Annotated in this window: 12 protein-coding genes; 2 read left to right on the top strand and 10 right to left on the bottom strand. The window is 48.2% G+C overall.

Going from position 1 to position 15,612, the window contains the following annotated elements; genetic code table 11:
* Positions 1-4: 4 nt before the first annotated feature.
* From BACPLE_RS02155 to trxB, 6 genes are all read right to left on the bottom strand, one after another.
* Complete coding sequence (locus BACPLE_RS02155) at positions 5-970, bottom strand: DUF4858 domain-containing protein (protein ID WP_148374628.1); 966 nt, start codon at positions 968-970, stop codon at positions 5-7.
* A 13-nt stretch (positions 971-983) separates the two neighbouring features.
* Positions 984-1,517, bottom strand: a complete 534-nt coding sequence (locus BACPLE_RS02150) for a C40 family peptidase (RefSeq protein ID WP_040312330.1) — start codon at positions 1,515-1,517, stop codon at positions 984-986.
* Between the two features lie 90 nt (positions 1,518-1,607).
* The gene (locus BACPLE_RS02145) at positions 1,608-2,315 is read right to left on the bottom strand and encodes an ABC transporter ATP-binding protein (protein ID WP_007558490.1); all 708 of its coding nucleotides are present in this window, start codon (positions 2,313-2,315) and stop codon (positions 1,608-1,610) included.
* Positions 2,316-2,346: 31 nt separating this feature from the next.
* Entirely contained in the window at positions 2,347-3,834 is a 1,488-nt protein-coding gene (locus BACPLE_RS02140) for a DUF5687 family protein (RefSeq protein ID WP_007558488.1), read from the bottom strand.
* A gap of 24 nt (positions 3,835-3,858) precedes the next feature.
* Entirely contained in the window at positions 3,859-6,678 is a 2,820-nt protein-coding gene (locus BACPLE_RS02135) for a M16 family metallopeptidase (RefSeq protein ID WP_007558487.1), read from the bottom strand.
* A 33-nt stretch (positions 6,679-6,711) separates the two neighbouring features.
* Positions 6,712-7,659 (bottom strand): thioredoxin-disulfide reductase, encoded by a 948-nt coding sequence (gene trxB / locus BACPLE_RS02130; RefSeq protein ID WP_007558486.1) that lies wholly within the window; start codon positions 7,657-7,659, stop codon positions 6,712-6,714.
* A gap of 213 nt (positions 7,660-7,872) precedes the next feature.
* Between trxB and aspS the strand changes: the two genes are divergently transcribed.
* A complete protein-coding gene (gene aspS / locus BACPLE_RS02125; RefSeq protein ID WP_007558485.1) occupies positions 7,873-9,636 on the top strand; it encodes an aspartate--tRNA ligase in 1,764 nt (587 codons plus the stop codon).
* A gap of 35 nt (positions 9,637-9,671) precedes the next feature.
* Positions 9,672-10,061: a GtrA family protein gene (locus BACPLE_RS02120; RefSeq protein ID WP_007558484.1), complete on the top strand. Its 390-nt coding sequence runs from the start codon at positions 9,672-9,674 to the stop codon at positions 10,059-10,061.
* On the opposite strand, the gene BACPLE_RS02115 is transcribed toward BACPLE_RS02120, so the two are convergent.
* The 4 genes from BACPLE_RS02115 to BACPLE_RS02100 all read right to left on the bottom strand — a co-directional run bounded on the left by BACPLE_RS02115 (position 10,058) and on the right by BACPLE_RS02100 (position 15,609).
* Positions 10,058-10,486: an amino acid-binding protein gene (locus BACPLE_RS02115; RefSeq protein ID WP_007558483.1), complete on the bottom strand. Its 429-nt coding sequence runs from the start codon at positions 10,484-10,486 to the stop codon at positions 10,058-10,060. The genes BACPLE_RS02120 and BACPLE_RS02115 overlap by 4 nt on opposite strands.
* A gap of 12 nt (positions 10,487-10,498) precedes the next feature.
* Positions 10,499-11,797, bottom strand: a complete 1,299-nt coding sequence (locus BACPLE_RS02110; RefSeq protein ID WP_081458097.1) for a phenylacetate--CoA ligase family protein — start codon at positions 11,795-11,797, stop codon at positions 10,499-10,501.
* A 274-nt stretch (positions 11,798-12,071) separates the two neighbouring features.
* Positions 12,072-14,921, bottom strand: coding sequence for an aminomethyl-transferring glycine dehydrogenase (gene gcvP, locus BACPLE_RS02105; protein WP_007558479.1), 2,850 nt, complete (start codon positions 14,919-14,921; stop codon positions 12,072-12,074).
* A 46-nt stretch (positions 14,922-14,967) separates the two neighbouring features.
* On the bottom strand, positions 14,968-15,609 hold the full coding sequence (locus BACPLE_RS02100) for an MBL fold metallo-hydrolase (RefSeq protein ID WP_007558477.1): 642 nt from the start codon (positions 15,607-15,609) through the stop codon (positions 14,968-14,970).
* Positions 15,610-15,612 lie beyond the last annotated feature (3 nt).

Below are 15,612 nucleotides of genomic sequence, written 5' to 3'. Positions count from 1 at the left end.
CTTGTCAGTTCTGCTGTTCGCGTAGGCGCTGGATTTCACGCTGCACGTCATACTGGTTGTTTCTGACTTTATCTTTTCGGAAGAATTCTTTTCGCCGGATGGAGTCCTCGGCTGCTTTCTGGCGAATGTATTCATACAAGTTTCCCGCATCCTCCGCCTGCGCTGGTTGCGGGTTTTTCTTTTTCTCCACTTTTACAGTATCGGGCTGGGGCTCCGCTTGTTTCTTTACGGAATCAGGCACGGCGTAAATGGGCAGGAGAGGGGCTTCCGAAAAAGCCGGCTGAAAGGTGAGCAATGTCTGCGTGCTGTCGGCTGCTTGCTGTTTACGGAGCTGACGGTAGAAGTTGGGCACTTTCATGCTGTCAGCTGCCGTGGGCTGATAGTCAGCATAGGTTTTCCAGGCATTGGCATGCTTGCGGTTGTGTGCCAGCATGCGCCCGCGACGGGTCATGTTGTCATAGATAAAACCCATGAAATCGAGTCCGCCGATACCGATGCCTACACCTGCAGAGCCTCCCACACTTTCATACATTCGTCCGGTAGAAGGCTTGATACTGCGTCCGTATTCTTCGTCTGCATATATGCGATTGGGATTGAGTGTCCAGGAGATTTCCCATTGCTTGGGCCGTCCGGCCATCAGTACATCATACACCGGGTCTTCTCCGAAACGGGTCCAAATGGTGTAAGGTTCCATGCGGACATAACTTTCCGGTTTCCATACTTTGGTGGTATCAATCAGGCTGCGGGGCACTTTCAGGTCCACCTTGAAGTCCATCCATTTTTTGTTCAGCGGGGCTTCCAGCGGTTGGTTTTCCTGCTTGGGCAGGGAATTGAAATCGAATTGAATCATTTTCACTGCATCCATGTTGAGTTGCAGTTCCTTTTCCTGCTGCTGGCTCATGGCGGGCAGGATACCGACTGTACATAGCATCAGAGTCAGCCGGGATGTTAAATGTAAAGAGTAGTTCATGCCGTGCGCGTGTTTATAGTCCTTTTACTCGTCCTCCCTGCATCCAGCACTTGCGATAGTAAGGCTCTTCCAGCCGGCTGACAATGACGCCGGAACTGGTGCTGGCATGCACGAATTTTCCGTCTTTCAGATAAATGCCTACGTGATTGGCGACGCGTTTACGCCGTCCGTTATGAAAGAACACCAAGTCGCCTTCCTTTAGCTGGCGCTTGGATATTTTTCGGCAGTCTTCCGTACGCTGGGCGTCGGAATTGCGTTGCAGTTTCTTGTGGTACACTTTTTTATAGACAGCAGACGTGAAGCCTGAACAGTCCGTTCCCCGGTGAGTAGTTCCTCCGTGGCGGTAGGGCACGCCAATCCAGTCGGCCACTTCCACGTAGAGACGATGATTGTCGTCGGCATCGATGTCCATTTCCAGTCGCACAGCTGCACGCGCCAGTTCACGGTAGTCCACGCGCGGAGCACGTGTGCCACACGAGGATAACAAAAGTGTGCACACCGCGAACAGCATGCACACTGAAAAACGAGTGAAGCGGTATCTGTACATAGTTGTTTGTTTTGAACAAATGTACATAATATCCTCGTTACATGGATAGGTACTTAGGGTATTTTAGAACCTGTTGAAGATTCTTTTATTTTATTCTTTTACCTCGAAATAGTTTTCCAACTCTACTCCGGCGGCCCCGTCGGTATTGTCAAGGTCGCGGAGCAGATGCCCCTGTTCTAGCAGTACGATACGGGTACTGAGGTCGACGGTGTGGCTCAAGTTGTGACTGGACACAAGAATAGTGGCCTTTTGTTCTTCACAATAGTGCTTGAGGAGATGCTTGAGCAACGATTGTGAAGTAGGGTCGAGGAAGTTGAACGGTTCGTCCAGAATGACGAGTTCCGGATTGTGCAGCAGGGCGGTAACAATACCCGTCTTCTGCTTGTTTCCGGCCGAAAGGTTGCGGATGTATTTCTTTTCTTTCAGGATTTCATCGCCCAGAAAACGTTCATAGCGATAAATCCGTTCATGAAGGGTGGCTGCATCGAATCCGTATATGCGTCCGCAGAAGTGGAAATATTCTTCGGGGGTAAGGTAAGCTATCAGAAAACTCTCGTCCATATAGGCTCCCACATGCGACTTCCAGTCTTCACTTTGTGACACGTCGGTTCCGTCTAGGCATACATTTCCGCTGTCGGCTTTCAACAGGTCGAGCATCAGGCGGAACAGAGTGGTTTTCCCAGCCCCGTTATTGCCCATCAACCCCAGGATTTCAGGCCCCTGTAGGGTGTAGTCGGGAATATCGACAGCCGTCTTGCTGCCATAGGTCTTTTTCAGGTTATGTATCTTGATTTCCATAAAAATTCATTGATTGGTTACAGATAAAAAATCACCTCGTTTCGCGAAGGTCTTCCATGAGCGAATGCCGTTTCTGAAATACTTTCCGGTAGAGCAGCTTGCACCAAAGGGGATGAAGCACGATGCCCGGCACACCCAGCAGGGTACAAACCAGATAGGCTGTGGAAGGCTCCATCCAAATGAACAATATGCGACAGATGGCTATCGGCGCAAAAAAGGCAAAAGCTACGCTCAAGGCCTGATAGGGAGAGTTCCACTGGCCTTTTCCCATGAGGGAAGCGTCCAGCGGGGCGGTCTTTCGGTTCATAAGGGCCAACAGCATAATCACTGGAAAAGTAACGCCGGCCGTGTAGACCAGCTGGCTGAAGACCAGCAGGACGGAGATACTTCCCAAAATAAGGGCAGGCAGCATGCACATTAGTGGAATGACCAGCAGCAGGCAATACACATAGTATTTGCCCCGGAACAGATAGAGCAGGGAACCACGGTGCATAAGCAATCCGTCGAGGTAATTACCTTCATAGGCCATGATGCGCGACAAGATGCTGATGGCGTATCCCGTGAAGCAATACACCACATACAGATGAAGACTGAAAAATTCTTCCTCACCGGCATGGCTGAACCCCAGCAGACTCAGTGCAAACGATACGATGATCACGGTCATCATCTGGAAGTTCTTTTTGGGAGCCTTGTTGCGGAATATCATCTTCAGTTCCAGTTTCATGTATTCGCCTGTCAGTCCGAAGTGGTTCAGGAAACGGTAGCGTCCGGCATGTTTTACCTGCGGCATTTTTTCCCGGCGGTTCAGTTCACTGTAAATGCAAGCCATCTGTACACGGCTGTTCAAAAAAGCCAGCAGGGCTATGACGACCAGTATTCCCAGATAGGCCAATATTCGCCCCTGAATGAGAGCCTCACCTAACGCCATGGAGAAATCGCTGACGTATGAATAGAAAAATCCTCCCACTGCCAGCAGGACATAGCATCCCACGGGAAGCAGTACCCAGACTATGTGGCGACGCTGCAATGTGCGCACCAGTACACTCCAATAGGCGTTGGCTACCATCAGAAGCCAGATTCCGAGTGCATAACACACCACACCGGTTACACCATAGAAACGTACCACGGTCATGGCGGCAAAGGGGACGAAGAAAAAGAGCCAGAAGAGATTGAATGCTTTCAGTCCCACCTGTACGAGCAGGACATTGATGAGCTGTTGCTTTTTAATCGGCAGCAGCAGGTAGGGTTTGATTTGCTGCACAGGAGTAGGAAAAAGAAAGCGCAGCAGGAAATCAATGAACAGGAAGCCTGGCAGACAGGCATTGAGCATATCGTAGGGTTCCATTGTGGGGAATCCTTCTTCAAAAGCAATGGGCAGCGTAACCCCAATCAGAATGAGGTACGCTGCCCAAAATGCAGTAAACAGATAAATCAGAAACTTGGCAAAGCGGTTCCTGTCGTACATCGGGTTCCGCTTTGCGGCAAGTTTTTGATTCCTCCGTATTTCGGTCAATAACATAATCGGAGTAATTTCACGGTTTCATTATTTCTGTACCGGAGAACTCATGCTGACTTCCACTTCGTTCTTCTGTCCGAAGAAGGTCTTGGCAAAGGCTTTCAGGTCGTCACCGCTGATAGCATTTACTGTGGCTTCGTATCCGGTATTCATATCCAGATTTTCCCAGTAGTACGTGTTCAGGATATTCATCCAGTAACCGTTTTCTTTCTGGTTCTGCTTGTAAGTCTTCAGCATGTATTCCTTCACCTTGCTCAGGTCTTCGCTAACCGGACCTTTTTCGATGAATTCCTGAATACCTTCGTTAATCAGTTTCACCATTTCTTCACGACGGTTCGGGTCAGTATCGAAGTATACCTGGAAGGCACCTTTCTCTGTCGGATATTTGCTCAGACTTCCGTTACAGCTTACACCGTATGTACCACCGGCATCTTCACGTACGGTACGCAGGTAAACCATGTTCAGCAACTGACCAAGCATGCTCATCTGCAGGTTGTTCTTCAAATCATATTTGCAATCGCCAGAGTAAACCATCAGTACAGTAGCCTTCGGAGTTTCCAGTTCCTTCACGAAGTTATTTTCGAAGTGTCCTTTGCGGATGGCCATACCTGTATCGCGGAATTTTTCGTTTCGCTTGGTAGCTGGCAGTGCACCCAGGTACTGCTCGATAAGCGGAGTAGCTGTTTTTGCATCTACGTTACCTACCAGAATGAAGGTAAAGTCGCTGGCATCCGCAAAACGGTTCTTGTAGAGTTCCATTACTTTGTTGTAGTCAATCTTGTCGAGCATGTCGGCTTTCATAGACAACGCACGCGGATGACGGTTGTAAAGTGCTACGTTGATAGAATCGCTGAATGCAGTCATCGGGTTAGCTTCCTGATTAGCCAGAGCAGCCTTGTTACGTGTGATGAAAGAAGTGAAGGCTTCCTGGTCCATACGCGGTGCAGTGAAGCGCAGGTAAGTCAGCTGCAGCATGGTTTCCAAGTCTTTCGGAGAGCAGCTTCCTGACAATCCTTCTGAATAGGTGTTGACCATTGCGCTGGCTGATGCCATCTTTCCGGCCAATACTTTATCCAGGTCTACAGAATTGAAGTTGCCCAGTCCACCCAATGAAGCAATCTGGCTGATCAGAGCGAACTGCAATACATCTTTATCGTTGAACAAAGAAGTTCCACCCGGACTGAAGGCCTGCATGCGTACTTCGTCGGCCTTGAAATCTGTCGGTTTCAGAATGACACGCACACCGTTGCTCAGTGTCAGGATAGTAGAACCGAACACACCCTGTTCTGTTTTCACTACCTTTCCAGCCTGTGGTTTTTCCTTCATCAGCGGTTCATCGGATACCTTGTCTACATAAGCTGTCAGCTTTTCAGCTTTCACCTTGTCGATTACGGCTTTCAGTTCAGCTTCAGTCGGGTATTTCATACCGTCTTTCTCCGGACAGAATACGCTCAACACGATGTTTTTCTCTGTAATGAGCTGCTTCATTACCTGATTGACAGCTTCTACCGGAATGTTCGGTACAATCTGATTCATGATGGCATACTCATTTTCAATACCCGGAATCGGTTCATTGTCAATGAAATGACGAACGTATTCATTTACATAGCTTGCATTACGCTGCTTGTTACGTTCATTGTAAGCAGATTCCAGTCCGCGCAGGTAATCAGCTTTCGCACGGGCATATTCGCTGGCTGTGAAACCAAACTGACGCACGCGTTCAATTTCGCGCATCAATGTTTCTGTGGTCAGGATGATGCCGTCTTCCTTGGCTGCAGCAAAGGCCGCAAATGCTCCTTTTGTCTTAGCTACCAGGTAATCTCCATCCTGTACACCTGCTTCAATGAACGGCGGGTTAGCCTGCTGGGTCAGCTCGTTCAAACGGCTGTTAAGCATGCTTTCGATAGAAGAAACCATGTAGTTCATAACCAAATAACCCATGTTGTTCTTCTGGTCGTTAGGCACTACATCGTGTTTGTGGAACAGATATACGATGGGCACCTGCTGTTCCTTGTCTTTTGCCACGGTAATGATAGGTTCATCATTGTCGGGCACAGGGAAGTATTTACGTTCTGCAGCGTTGGCCGGCATTTCAATCGGAGAGAACAGCTTCTTGATTTTTGCTTCAATGCTGTCCACATTGATGTCGCCCACTACCACGATACCCTGCTGGTCTGGACGGTACCATTTTTCATAATAGTCTCTCAATGCCTGATAGGGAAAGTTGTCTACCACTTCCATTGTTCCGATAGGCAGACGGTAGGCATACTTGCTGTCTTTATACATGGCAGGGAATACCTTTTCATACATACGCATCATGGCTCCTGTGCGTGTACGCCACTCTTCGTGAATAACTCCACGCTCCTTGTCGATTTCTTTCGGAGCAAGCGTCAGGTCGTTGGCCCAGTCGTGCAAAATCAACAGACAAGAGTCTACGATTCCGTCACGGATAACCGGTACGTTAGAAATATTGTACACGGTTTCATCTACTGAAGTATAAGCGTTCAGGTTAGCTCCAAACTTCACACCGATGGTTTCGAGGTATTCACGAAGCAGGTTGTCGGGGAAGTGAGTGGTCCCGTTGAAACACATGTGCTCCAGGAAGTGTGCCAGACCACGCTGGTTGTCTTCTTCCAGGATAGAACCCACTTTCTGTGCAATGTAGAAGTCGGCCTGGTTGTCGGGCAACTCATTGTGACGGATGTAGTAAGTCAATCCGTTTTCTAACTTACCGATACGCACGTTGGGATCGGTCGGAATGGGCGGCATCTGCTGGGCGAATGCGGTCATGGCACCTCCCACTAAAATTACCGCCGCAAAAGTTCTTTTTAATTTAAAAACTTTCATCGTAATTTTTATTTAGGTTGTGAGTAATTCAAATTATAGAAGTCCGTTAGCAGACAAATAACGTTCTGCCTCAATGGCTGCCTTACATCCGCTTCCGGCTGCTGTAATAGCCTGACGGTAATGCGGGTCAGCTACATCGCCTGCAGCAAATACGCCCGGAATACCCGTACACGGAGTATTTCCTTCGGTGATGATATAACCGGTTTCATCGGTTTTCACCCATGGCTTGAAGATATCGGAATTCGGCTTGTGACCGATAGCCAGGAAGAATCCGTCAATAGCCACATCGTAGCGTTCTTCGTCGGCTTCACCCATGCGTTTCACTACATGCATACCTTCCACACCGTTATCGCCGAACAAGCCTACAGCATTGTGTTCAAACAATACGGTAATGTGCGGATGATTCAGTACACGTTCCTGCATGATTTTAGAAGCACGAAGGAACGGCTTGCGTACCACAAGGTATACCTTGCTGGCCAGTCCTGCCAGGTATACAGCTTCTTCGCAGGCAGTATCGCCACCGCCCACTACAGCTACGGTTTTCTTGCGGTAGAAGAATCCGTCGCAAGTAGCACAGGCACTGACACCCATACCCGCGTATTTCTTTTCGTCTTCCAGTCCCAGATATTTAGCAGTAGCACCGGTAGAGATAATAACCGTATCAGCGGTGATTTCCTTTTCATCGTCTACTACAAAAGTATAAGGGGCCTTGCTCAGATCGGCTTTAGTCACAATGCCGTTGCGAATATCGGCGCCGAAACGTTCAGCCTGTCTTTTCAGGTCGTCCATCAGCACCGGACCGGTTACCCCATCCGGATAGCCGGGAAAGTTTTCTACTTCGGTGGTAATAGTAAGCTGACCGCCGGGTTGTATTCCTTCATAAAGCACGGGAGAAAGATTGGCACGGCTGGTATAGATAGCGGCCGTGTATCCTGCAGGACCTGATCCGATGATCAGGCATTTTACATGTTCTTTTGCCATAAATTTGGAATAATGTTTGTCTTAATTTGAGTAATTGTAAAGCAAAAGTATATATTTTTTAGAATAGTCCTTTTATTTATTCAAAGAATTTGCCGAAATATGCATTCTTTATTCATTCTTATTCGCCCTTTGAAGGGGGATTTTTATTGCATAAATGAAAAATAGATGCTAACTTTGCCCGTCAATTAGATAAAACTAACATTTAATAAAGATATGTTTAGAAGTCATACTTGCGGTGAGTTACGACTCGCCGATGCAGGCAAGAACGTGACACTGGCCGGATGGGTGCAGCGTGCACGTAAGATGGGAGGAATGACATTTGTGGACCTCCGCGACCGCTATGGTATTACGCAGCTCGTGTTCAATACAGAAGTGAACGCCGAACTTTGTGAGCGTGCCAACCACCTGGGACGTGAATTCGTGATTCAGGTGAAAGGAACTGTGAGCGAACGTTCCAGCAAAAATGCCAATATCCCAACGGGAGAAATTGAAATCATCGTATCGGAACTGAATATTCTGAATTCAGCCCAGACACCACCTTTCACCATTGAAGATAATACGGACGGGGGAGATGACCTTCGTATGAAATACCGTTATCTGGACTTGCGCCGTACTGCTGTACGCAAGAATTTGGAACTCCGTCACCGCATGACGATGGAAGTACGCCGTTACCTGGATAGCAAAGGCTTCCTGGAAGTGGAAACTCCGATGCTGATTGGTTCTACTCCGGAAGGTGCACGCGACTTCGTGGTTCCTTCACGTATGAATCCGGGACAGTTCTACGCATTGCCTCAGTCTCCGCAGACTTTGAAGCAGTTGCTGATGGTTTCTGGCTTCGACCGTTATTTCCAGATTGTAAAATGTTTCCGTGATGAAGACCTTCGTGCAGACCGTCAGCCTGAGTTCACACAGATTGACTGCGAAATGAGCTTCGTAGAACAGGAAGACATCATCAATACTTTTGAGGGTATGGCCAAGCATTTGTTCAAGGAACTTCGCGGAGTGGAACTTACAGAACCGTTCCTGCGTATGCCGTGGGCAGATGCCATGAAATATTACGGAAGTGACAAACCGGATTTGCGTTTCGGCATGAAGTTCGTCGAACTGATGGATGTGCTGAAAGGCTATGGTTTCTCAGTATTTGACAATGCAGCTTATATCGGTGGTATCTGTGCAGAAGGTGCAGCTCACTACACTCGCAAGCAGCTGGATCAGTTAACAGAGTTCGTAAAACGTCCGCAGATTGGTGCCAAAGGTATGGTATATGCCCGCATCGAAGCCGACGGTACCGTGAAGTCAAGCGTAGACAAGTTCTACAGCCAGGAAGTGCTGCAGAAGATGAAAGAAGCATTCGGTGCTAAACCGGGTGACTTGATTCTGATTCTGAGTGGTGACGATGCCATGAAGACCCGCAAGCAGCTTTGCGAACTGCGTCTGGAGATGGGTAACCAGCTGGGCTTGCGCGACAAGAACAAGTTTGCTTGCCTGTGGGTAGTAGACTTCCCGATGTTCGAATGGAGCGAAGAAGAAGGCCGTTTGATGGCTATGCACCATCCGTTCACTCACCCGAAAGACGAGGATATTCCTTTGCTGGATACCGATCCCGCAGCTGTACGTGCCGATGCATACGACATGGTCATCAACGGTGTGGAAGTTGGTGGTGGTTCTATCCGTATCCACGACTCTGCATTGCAGGCTAAAATGTTCGAGATCCTGGGATTCACTCCAGAGAAAGCACAGGAACAGTTCGGCTTCCTGATGAATGCCTTCAAGTTTGGTGCACCTCCTCACGGTGGTCTGGCATACGGACTTGACCGTTGGGTATCTCTGTTTGCCGGTCTGGATTCTATCCGCGACTGCATCGCCTTCCCGAAGAACAACTCCGGACGTGACGTGATGCTGGATGCTCCTGGCTTCCTCGACCAGAAACAGTTGGATGAACTGAATCTGAAAATTGATCTCAAGGAAAATAATTAATAACGTTTCAAGGAAAAAGACAAGAAAGTAACCGGATGAAGGAATCGGTACGGATTATACGCTTTGCAATAGTAGGAACGCTCAATGCCCTGATTGCAGCTTTCGTGGTATGGCTGTTGATGCACATCGAGGGCGAGAGTTATATTATAGCCAATATATGCGCATACATCGTAGCACAGATACATAACTTTATCTGGTGTAAATACTGGATTTTTCCGCTTGAAACAGATGACAAAAAAAATAGCATCTGGCATCAGATGCTATTTTTTATTGGTGCTTTCGCACTGGCTTATAGTGCGCAGTTCCTTTTTCTTCTTATGCTCGTGGAGCTTCTTCACTGCAATGAATACCTGGCACAGTTCCTCGGACTCTTTGTCTACGGTGCCGTCAATTTCATTTGCAATCGCCGCCTGACTTTCCGTTAGGCCATCTTCATCAGATTTTCTTCTTCAATGTACTGAAGTTTCTTTTCCAGTATCACTTCACGCGTTTTCTCCGTGTTGTCGGTACGGAACACCAATATACCTTTTCCTCCCAGCAAGAAGGAATAGAGGTAGGAGATACCTATGCCTGTTTCGCTGAAACTGCGGATGGCATCGGCAGCCCGTCCCGGCTCATTATCCAGACTGATGGCAAACACTTCGGATACGTTGGCTGAAATGCCTGCATCCTTCAGTACCTCGTAGGCACGCAATGGTTCAGAACAGATAATACGGTAAATACCGTACTCTACGGTATCGGATATGGTAGAAGCAATCAACTGGATATGCGCTTCTTTCAGTAGTTCAAGCACCTGAAGCAGTGTGCCCGACTTGTTTTCTACAAAAACAGATAATTGGTGTATGGTCATACTCTTTTATTTTTAAATCAATGTTTTTCGTAAATCTTTCACGCGCACGGCCTTTCCTTCCTGTACGGGCAGGCTTCCTTTAGGTACCAGTTTCACGCGTGGGGTAATCAGAATTTCGTCTTTCAACTGGCGGGTAATTTCCTTAGTCAGGTTCTGAAGGAATCCGTAGTCATCGGTAAAGTCATTCAATTCTACTTCCACCGTCATCTCATCGTTCGCATCAAGGTTGGTCAGCGTAATAAGGTACTCATTGCCCAGTTCCTTGAACTGCAGCAAGATGTTCTCAATCTGAATCGGGAAGATATTGACACCCTTGAGAATCATCATGTCGTCACTGCGGCCTTTCATTCGGTCAAGACGCTTGTGATGGCGTCCGCAAGGACAATCGCCTGGAAGAATGCGGGTCAGATCACGCGTACGGTAACGTAGCAGCGGCATTGCTTCACGGTTGATGGTGGTGAGCACCAGTTCGCCCACTTCGCCTTCGGGTACTGGTTCCAGTGTGACAGGGTCCACAATTTCTACGATATAATAATCCTCCCAAATGTGGAGTCCGTTCTGTTCCATGCATTCAAAAGCAACCCCCGGGCCACACATTTCCGACATACCGAAAGAGTTGTAGGCTTTCACGCCCAGCATCTGTTCAATACGGCGACGCTGTTCGTCAGAGTGTGGTTCGGCCCCGATAATCAAGGTCTTCAGATGGGTATCGCGACGCGGGTCAATGTGCATCTCTTCCATCACTTCATACAAACGGCCGGCATAACTTGGGATGGCATGAAGAGCGGTGGTACCAAAGTCGGTGATAAACTTAATCTGCCGCTTGGTATTGCCGGCAGCAGCCGGAACAGTCAGCATACCTAGACGTTCGGCACCATACTGGAAGCCCAGTCCTCCGGTAAACATACCGTAGCCGGAAGAATTCTGAAAAATATCTCCCTTACGCAGTCCCACCATATACAGACAGCGCGCTACGGCATTGGCCCATTCTTCCAAATCGTGCTGTGTGTGCAGAATCACGGTAGGAGTTCCTGTGGTACCACTGGAAGAATGAAGACGGACTACCTCTTCCAAAGGCACGGCAGAAAGCCCGAACGGATAATGGTCGCGCAAATCCTGTTTGGTAGTGAAAGGGATTTTCTGTAAATCCTCCAGTGACTGTATATCTTCCGGTTTGATACCGCATTGCTGAAAGCGTTCCTTGTAGAACGGAGAATGCATACAACGGTCGATGGTTGCTTTCAACCGTTTCAACTGAAGTTTCTCAATGTCCGTTCTCGACAAGGTTTCCACTTCAGGATGCAAGTACATTTGGTCGTTTTTCATATTATTTTTCGTTGTTTGATGCACAAATATAGAAATAATAAACTAAAACCAAACAAAAACTTTCATTTTTCTTTTAAGACTACTCAAATGATTCAAATTTCGTCAGGATAACACCTGAACATGTATCCTCCTTATGCGGAAAAACAGGGAATGCCATTTCCAGTCTTATATGAAAAGAGCCACTGCGAATCCCTCTTTTACGAAGGAATGCAGTGGCTCTTTTTATTTTCTATATCAAGCCAACGTGACTTTAAAGACTTTATTCAAAGCTTCCGTAACGTGTAGGCAACAGTTTACGGTCGCCCAATGTATTATCGATACGTGTTACGTTAATCCAGAATTTGTTGTCTCTTACACTCTGAATCGGATAAGCCGCCTTGGCACGTCCATAAGGATGAGTCCAAGCATCTCCCACAATCTCGTACTCCGGATGAGGAGCATTCACCAATACGTTGTCTTCTTTGTCGGCCTTTCCAGTCTCAATCTCTGCAATTTCTTCACGGATATGTACCATGACATCCACAAAGTTGTCCAATTCTGCCAGACTTTCACTTTCCGTCGGTTCAATCATCAGCGTACCGTGTACAGGGAAGGAGAGGGTAGGTGCATGGTAACCGTAGTCCATCAGACGCTTGGAAATGTCATTTTCCGAGATTCCGCTTTCTTCGTGTATCTTCCGGCATTCCAGAATCATTTCATGACCTACGAAACCGTTCTTTCCGCGGTATACCACTCCATACGTATCTTTCAGGCAAGCGGCCAGGTAGTTGGCATTCAGAATAGCCGTTTGAGTCGCTCTTCTCAGACCTTCTGCTCCCATCATGCAGATGTAGCCGTAAGTAATCGGCAGGATACCGGCACTTCCATAAGGAGCAGCAGAGACTTCATTCTGCGGATTGCCCGTGCTGACATGTCCCGGAAGGAAAGGCACCAGATGCTCGGCCACACAAATCGGACCTACACCCGGACCGCCACCACCGTGGGGGCTCGCGAATGTCTTATGCAAGTTCAGGTGACACACGTCTGCTCCGATAGTACCCGGATTGGTCAGTCCCACCTGTCCGTTCATGTTGGCTCCATCCATATAAACCTGTGCACCGCACGCATGGATAATCTCACATATCTCCTTGATTTCTTCCTCAAAAATACCATGAGTAGACGGATAAGTAATCATCAAAGCTGCCAGCTCATCCTTATGTGCTTCAGCCTTCGCACGCAAATCTTCCAAATCCACGTTTCCATTCTCATCGCAAGCACACGTCAGCGGCTCGTAACCTGCCTGTACAGCCGAAGCCGGATTGGTGCCGTGTGCCGAAGCCGGAATCAATACCAATCGGCGGTTACCCTGTCCGATGCTTTCCTGGTAACTTCTAATCACGCGCAAGCCCGTATATTCACCTGCTGCACCGGAGTTCGGTTGGAGAGATACGCCTGCAAAACCTGTAATCGTCTTCAGCTGTTCCGACAGATTGTGAATCAAAGCCTGGTATCCCGCAGCCTGATCTTCCGGAACCAACGGGTGAAGGTTCATCCACGCCGCATTGCTAAGAGGCAGCATTTCGGATGCCGCATTCAGTTTCATGGTACAAGAGCCCAATGAAATCATGGAATGAGCCAACGAGATATCCTTCCGTTCCAGACGTTTGATGTAACGCATCATTTCCGTTTCGGTGTGATACTTCTGGAAGACTTCGTGAGTGAGGTACGTGCTCAGACGCTGGAACTGTGCGGCTACAGGAGCCTTTTCCGGTATGGCACAGACATCATGCATCGGTTCTTCTGCCGCTACGGCAAACAGATTCAGAATCAGCGTAGCATCTGCCTGCGTAGTAGTTTCATCGACACTGATACCCACATCGCCATTATCAAAATAGCGCAGGTTGATTTCCTTACTCAAGGCAATAGTGCGCACTTCCTGAATGGTTACGTTGTCCGGCAACTGTATTCTCAGTGTATCAAAGAAATTTTCGTTCTGCAATTTATATCCCAGCTTCGTAAGCTGTTCTGCCAGCCAGAAAGCCACGGCATGTACATGATTGGCTATCTCCTTTATGCCGTCAGGTCCGTGATAAACGGCATAGAATCCGGCCATGGTAGCCAGCAGCGCCTGTGCCGTACAGATATTGGAAGTAGCCTTTTCACGCTTGATATGCTGCTCGCGAGTCTGCAATGCCATGCGGTAACACAGATGACCATATTTGTCTTTTGACAGACCGATGATACGTCCCGGCATGTTTCGTTTGTATTCATCACGTGTAGCGAAATAAGCCGCAGAAGGTCCTCCATAGAACATCGGTGTGCCCAGACGCTGTGAACTACCGAAAGCGATGTCGGCTCCCCATTCACCGGGAGGAACCAGTAGGGCAAGCGACAGGATATCGGCTGCTACGGCCACCTTACATCCGGCAGCATGTGCTTGTTCGGCAAATTCCCGATAGTCTTCTATGCTTCCGCTGTTATTCGGATACTGCACGATGCAACCGAAAATATCCGGTGTAAAAGTCAGGTCCTTGTAACTGCCTACCTTTACTACCATTCCCTGCGGAATGGCCCGGGTACGAATAACTGCCAGCGTCTGAGGGAATATTTCTTCATCTACAAACAGCACGTTGGCCTGTGCTTTCTGTTGTGCACGGCTTCTCAGTCCGTACATCATCGTAGCCGCTTCCGCCGCAGCCGTCGCTTCATCCAGCAGAGAACAGTTGGCCAGCGGAAGGGCAGTCAGATCGCTGATTACCGTCTGAAAATTCAGCAACGCTTCCAGTCGTCCCTGGGAAATTTCAGCCTGATAGGGCGTATAGGAAGTGTACCAAACCGGATTTTCAAATACGTTACGCTGAACAACTGCCGGAGTCACCGTATCATACCACCCACATCCGATATACGTCTTATATAGCTTGTTCTGGGCTGCCAGTTTGCCGATGTGTTCAGCAAATTCACGTTCCGTCATGGCAGCTCCCAGTTTCAAAGGTTCTTTTAACAGGATATTGGCAGGAATGGTTTTCTCTATCAGTTCATCCAGACTGCTTACTCCAATTTTTTTCAGCATCAGCGGAAGTTCCTCTTCCCCGATGCCGATGTGTCTGTTTGCGAATGTCGTTGTTTTCATGATTATTAAGGTAAGATTTATGGTTTTCAAGCAAAAGAATAACGCATCAGCGGAAGAAAGGATTATTCATCTTTTCATAGCCGATGGTAGTAGGGTTTCCATGACCCGGATACACCATTGTCTCGTCAGGGAGTGTCAGCAAACGTGCCACGATACTTTCCCTCAACTGGTCAAAGTTTCCGCCTTCCAGGTCTGCACGCCCGATGCTGCCCCGGAACAATACATCACCGCTGAACATGCAGTGCTGCGCTTCACAATAGAACACCATGCTTCCGGGAGAATGGCCGGGCACGGCAAGCGCCTTCAGTTCTATATTTCCTATTTTTATCAGATCGCCGTCATGCACGTAGCTTCCCAGTGCAGGAGGCTCCTCGTTCAGAGGGAAGCCAAACATGCGGCAATACTCTGCCGTTCTCGGCAACAGAAATTCATCTTCCTTTCCGGCTTCAGCACTGACTCCAAACTCTCTGAGCATAAACGCATTGCCGAAGATATGATCCAGATGCAAATGCGTATTCAGCAAGTGCGTCACCGTAAGTCCGTTTTCTGCAATGAACTTTTTCAATGTCTGCTGCTCTTCCTGATAATAACATCCGGCATCAATTACAGCTGCCTGCAGCGTTTCCTCGTCCCACACCACATAGCAGTTGACCGGAAACATATTGAATTCAAATGTCTTTATTTTCATATC

The sequence above is a fragment of the Phocaeicola plebeius DSM 17135 genome, from assembly GCF_000187895.1.
Taxonomy (GTDB): Bacteria; Bacteroidota; Bacteroidia; order Bacteroidales; family Bacteroidaceae; genus Phocaeicola; species Phocaeicola plebeius.
The sequence above is the reverse complement of the archived record's forward strand: the minus strand, read 5'-3'. Positions and strand labels throughout refer to the sequence as shown.

Excerpts from the sequence above, each read along its gene's own strand:
- gcvP (WP_007558479.1), bottom strand. The coding sequence starts at position 14,921 with ATGAAAACAACGACATTCGCAAACAGACACATCGGCATCGGGGAAGAG.
- BACPLE_RS02135 (WP_007558487.1), bottom strand. The coding sequence starts at position 6,678 with ATGAAAGTTTTTAAATTAAAAAGAACTTTTGCGGCGGTAATTTTAGTG.
- BACPLE_RS02120 (WP_007558484.1), top strand. The coding sequence starts at position 9,672 with ATGAAGGAATCGGTACGGATTATACGCTTTGCAATAGTAGGAACGCTC.
- aspS (WP_007558485.1), top strand. The coding sequence starts at position 7,873 with ATGTTTAGAAGTCATACTTGCGGTGAGTTACGACTCGCCGATGCAGGC.
- BACPLE_RS02155 (WP_148374628.1), bottom strand. The coding sequence starts at position 970 with ATGAACTACTCTTTACATTTAACATCCCGGCTGACTCTGATGCTATGT.
- trxB (WP_007558486.1), bottom strand. The coding sequence starts at position 7,659 with ATGGCAAAAGAACATGTAAAATGCCTGATCATCGGATCAGGTCCTGCA.
- BACPLE_RS02115 (WP_007558483.1), bottom strand. The coding sequence starts at position 10,486 with ATGACCATACACCAATTATCTGTTTTTGTAGAAAACAAGTCGGGCACA.
- BACPLE_RS02110 (WP_081458097.1), bottom strand. The coding sequence starts at position 11,797 with ATGTACTTGCATCCTGAAGTGGAAACCTTGTCGAGAACGGACATTGAG.
- BACPLE_RS02145 (WP_007558490.1), bottom strand. The coding sequence starts at position 2,315 with ATGGAAATCAAGATACATAACCTGAAAAAGACCTATGGCAGCAAGACG.
- BACPLE_RS02100 (WP_007558477.1), bottom strand. The coding sequence starts at position 15,609 with ATGAAAATAAAGACATTTGAATTCAATATGTTTCCGGTCAACTGCTAT.
- BACPLE_RS02150 (WP_040312330.1), bottom strand. The coding sequence starts at position 1,517 with ATGTACAGATACCGCTTCACTCGTTTTTCAGTGTGCATGCTGTTCGCG.
- BACPLE_RS02140 (WP_007558488.1), bottom strand. The coding sequence starts at position 3,834 with ATGTTATTGACCGAAATACGGAGGAATCAAAAACTTGCCGCAAAGCGG.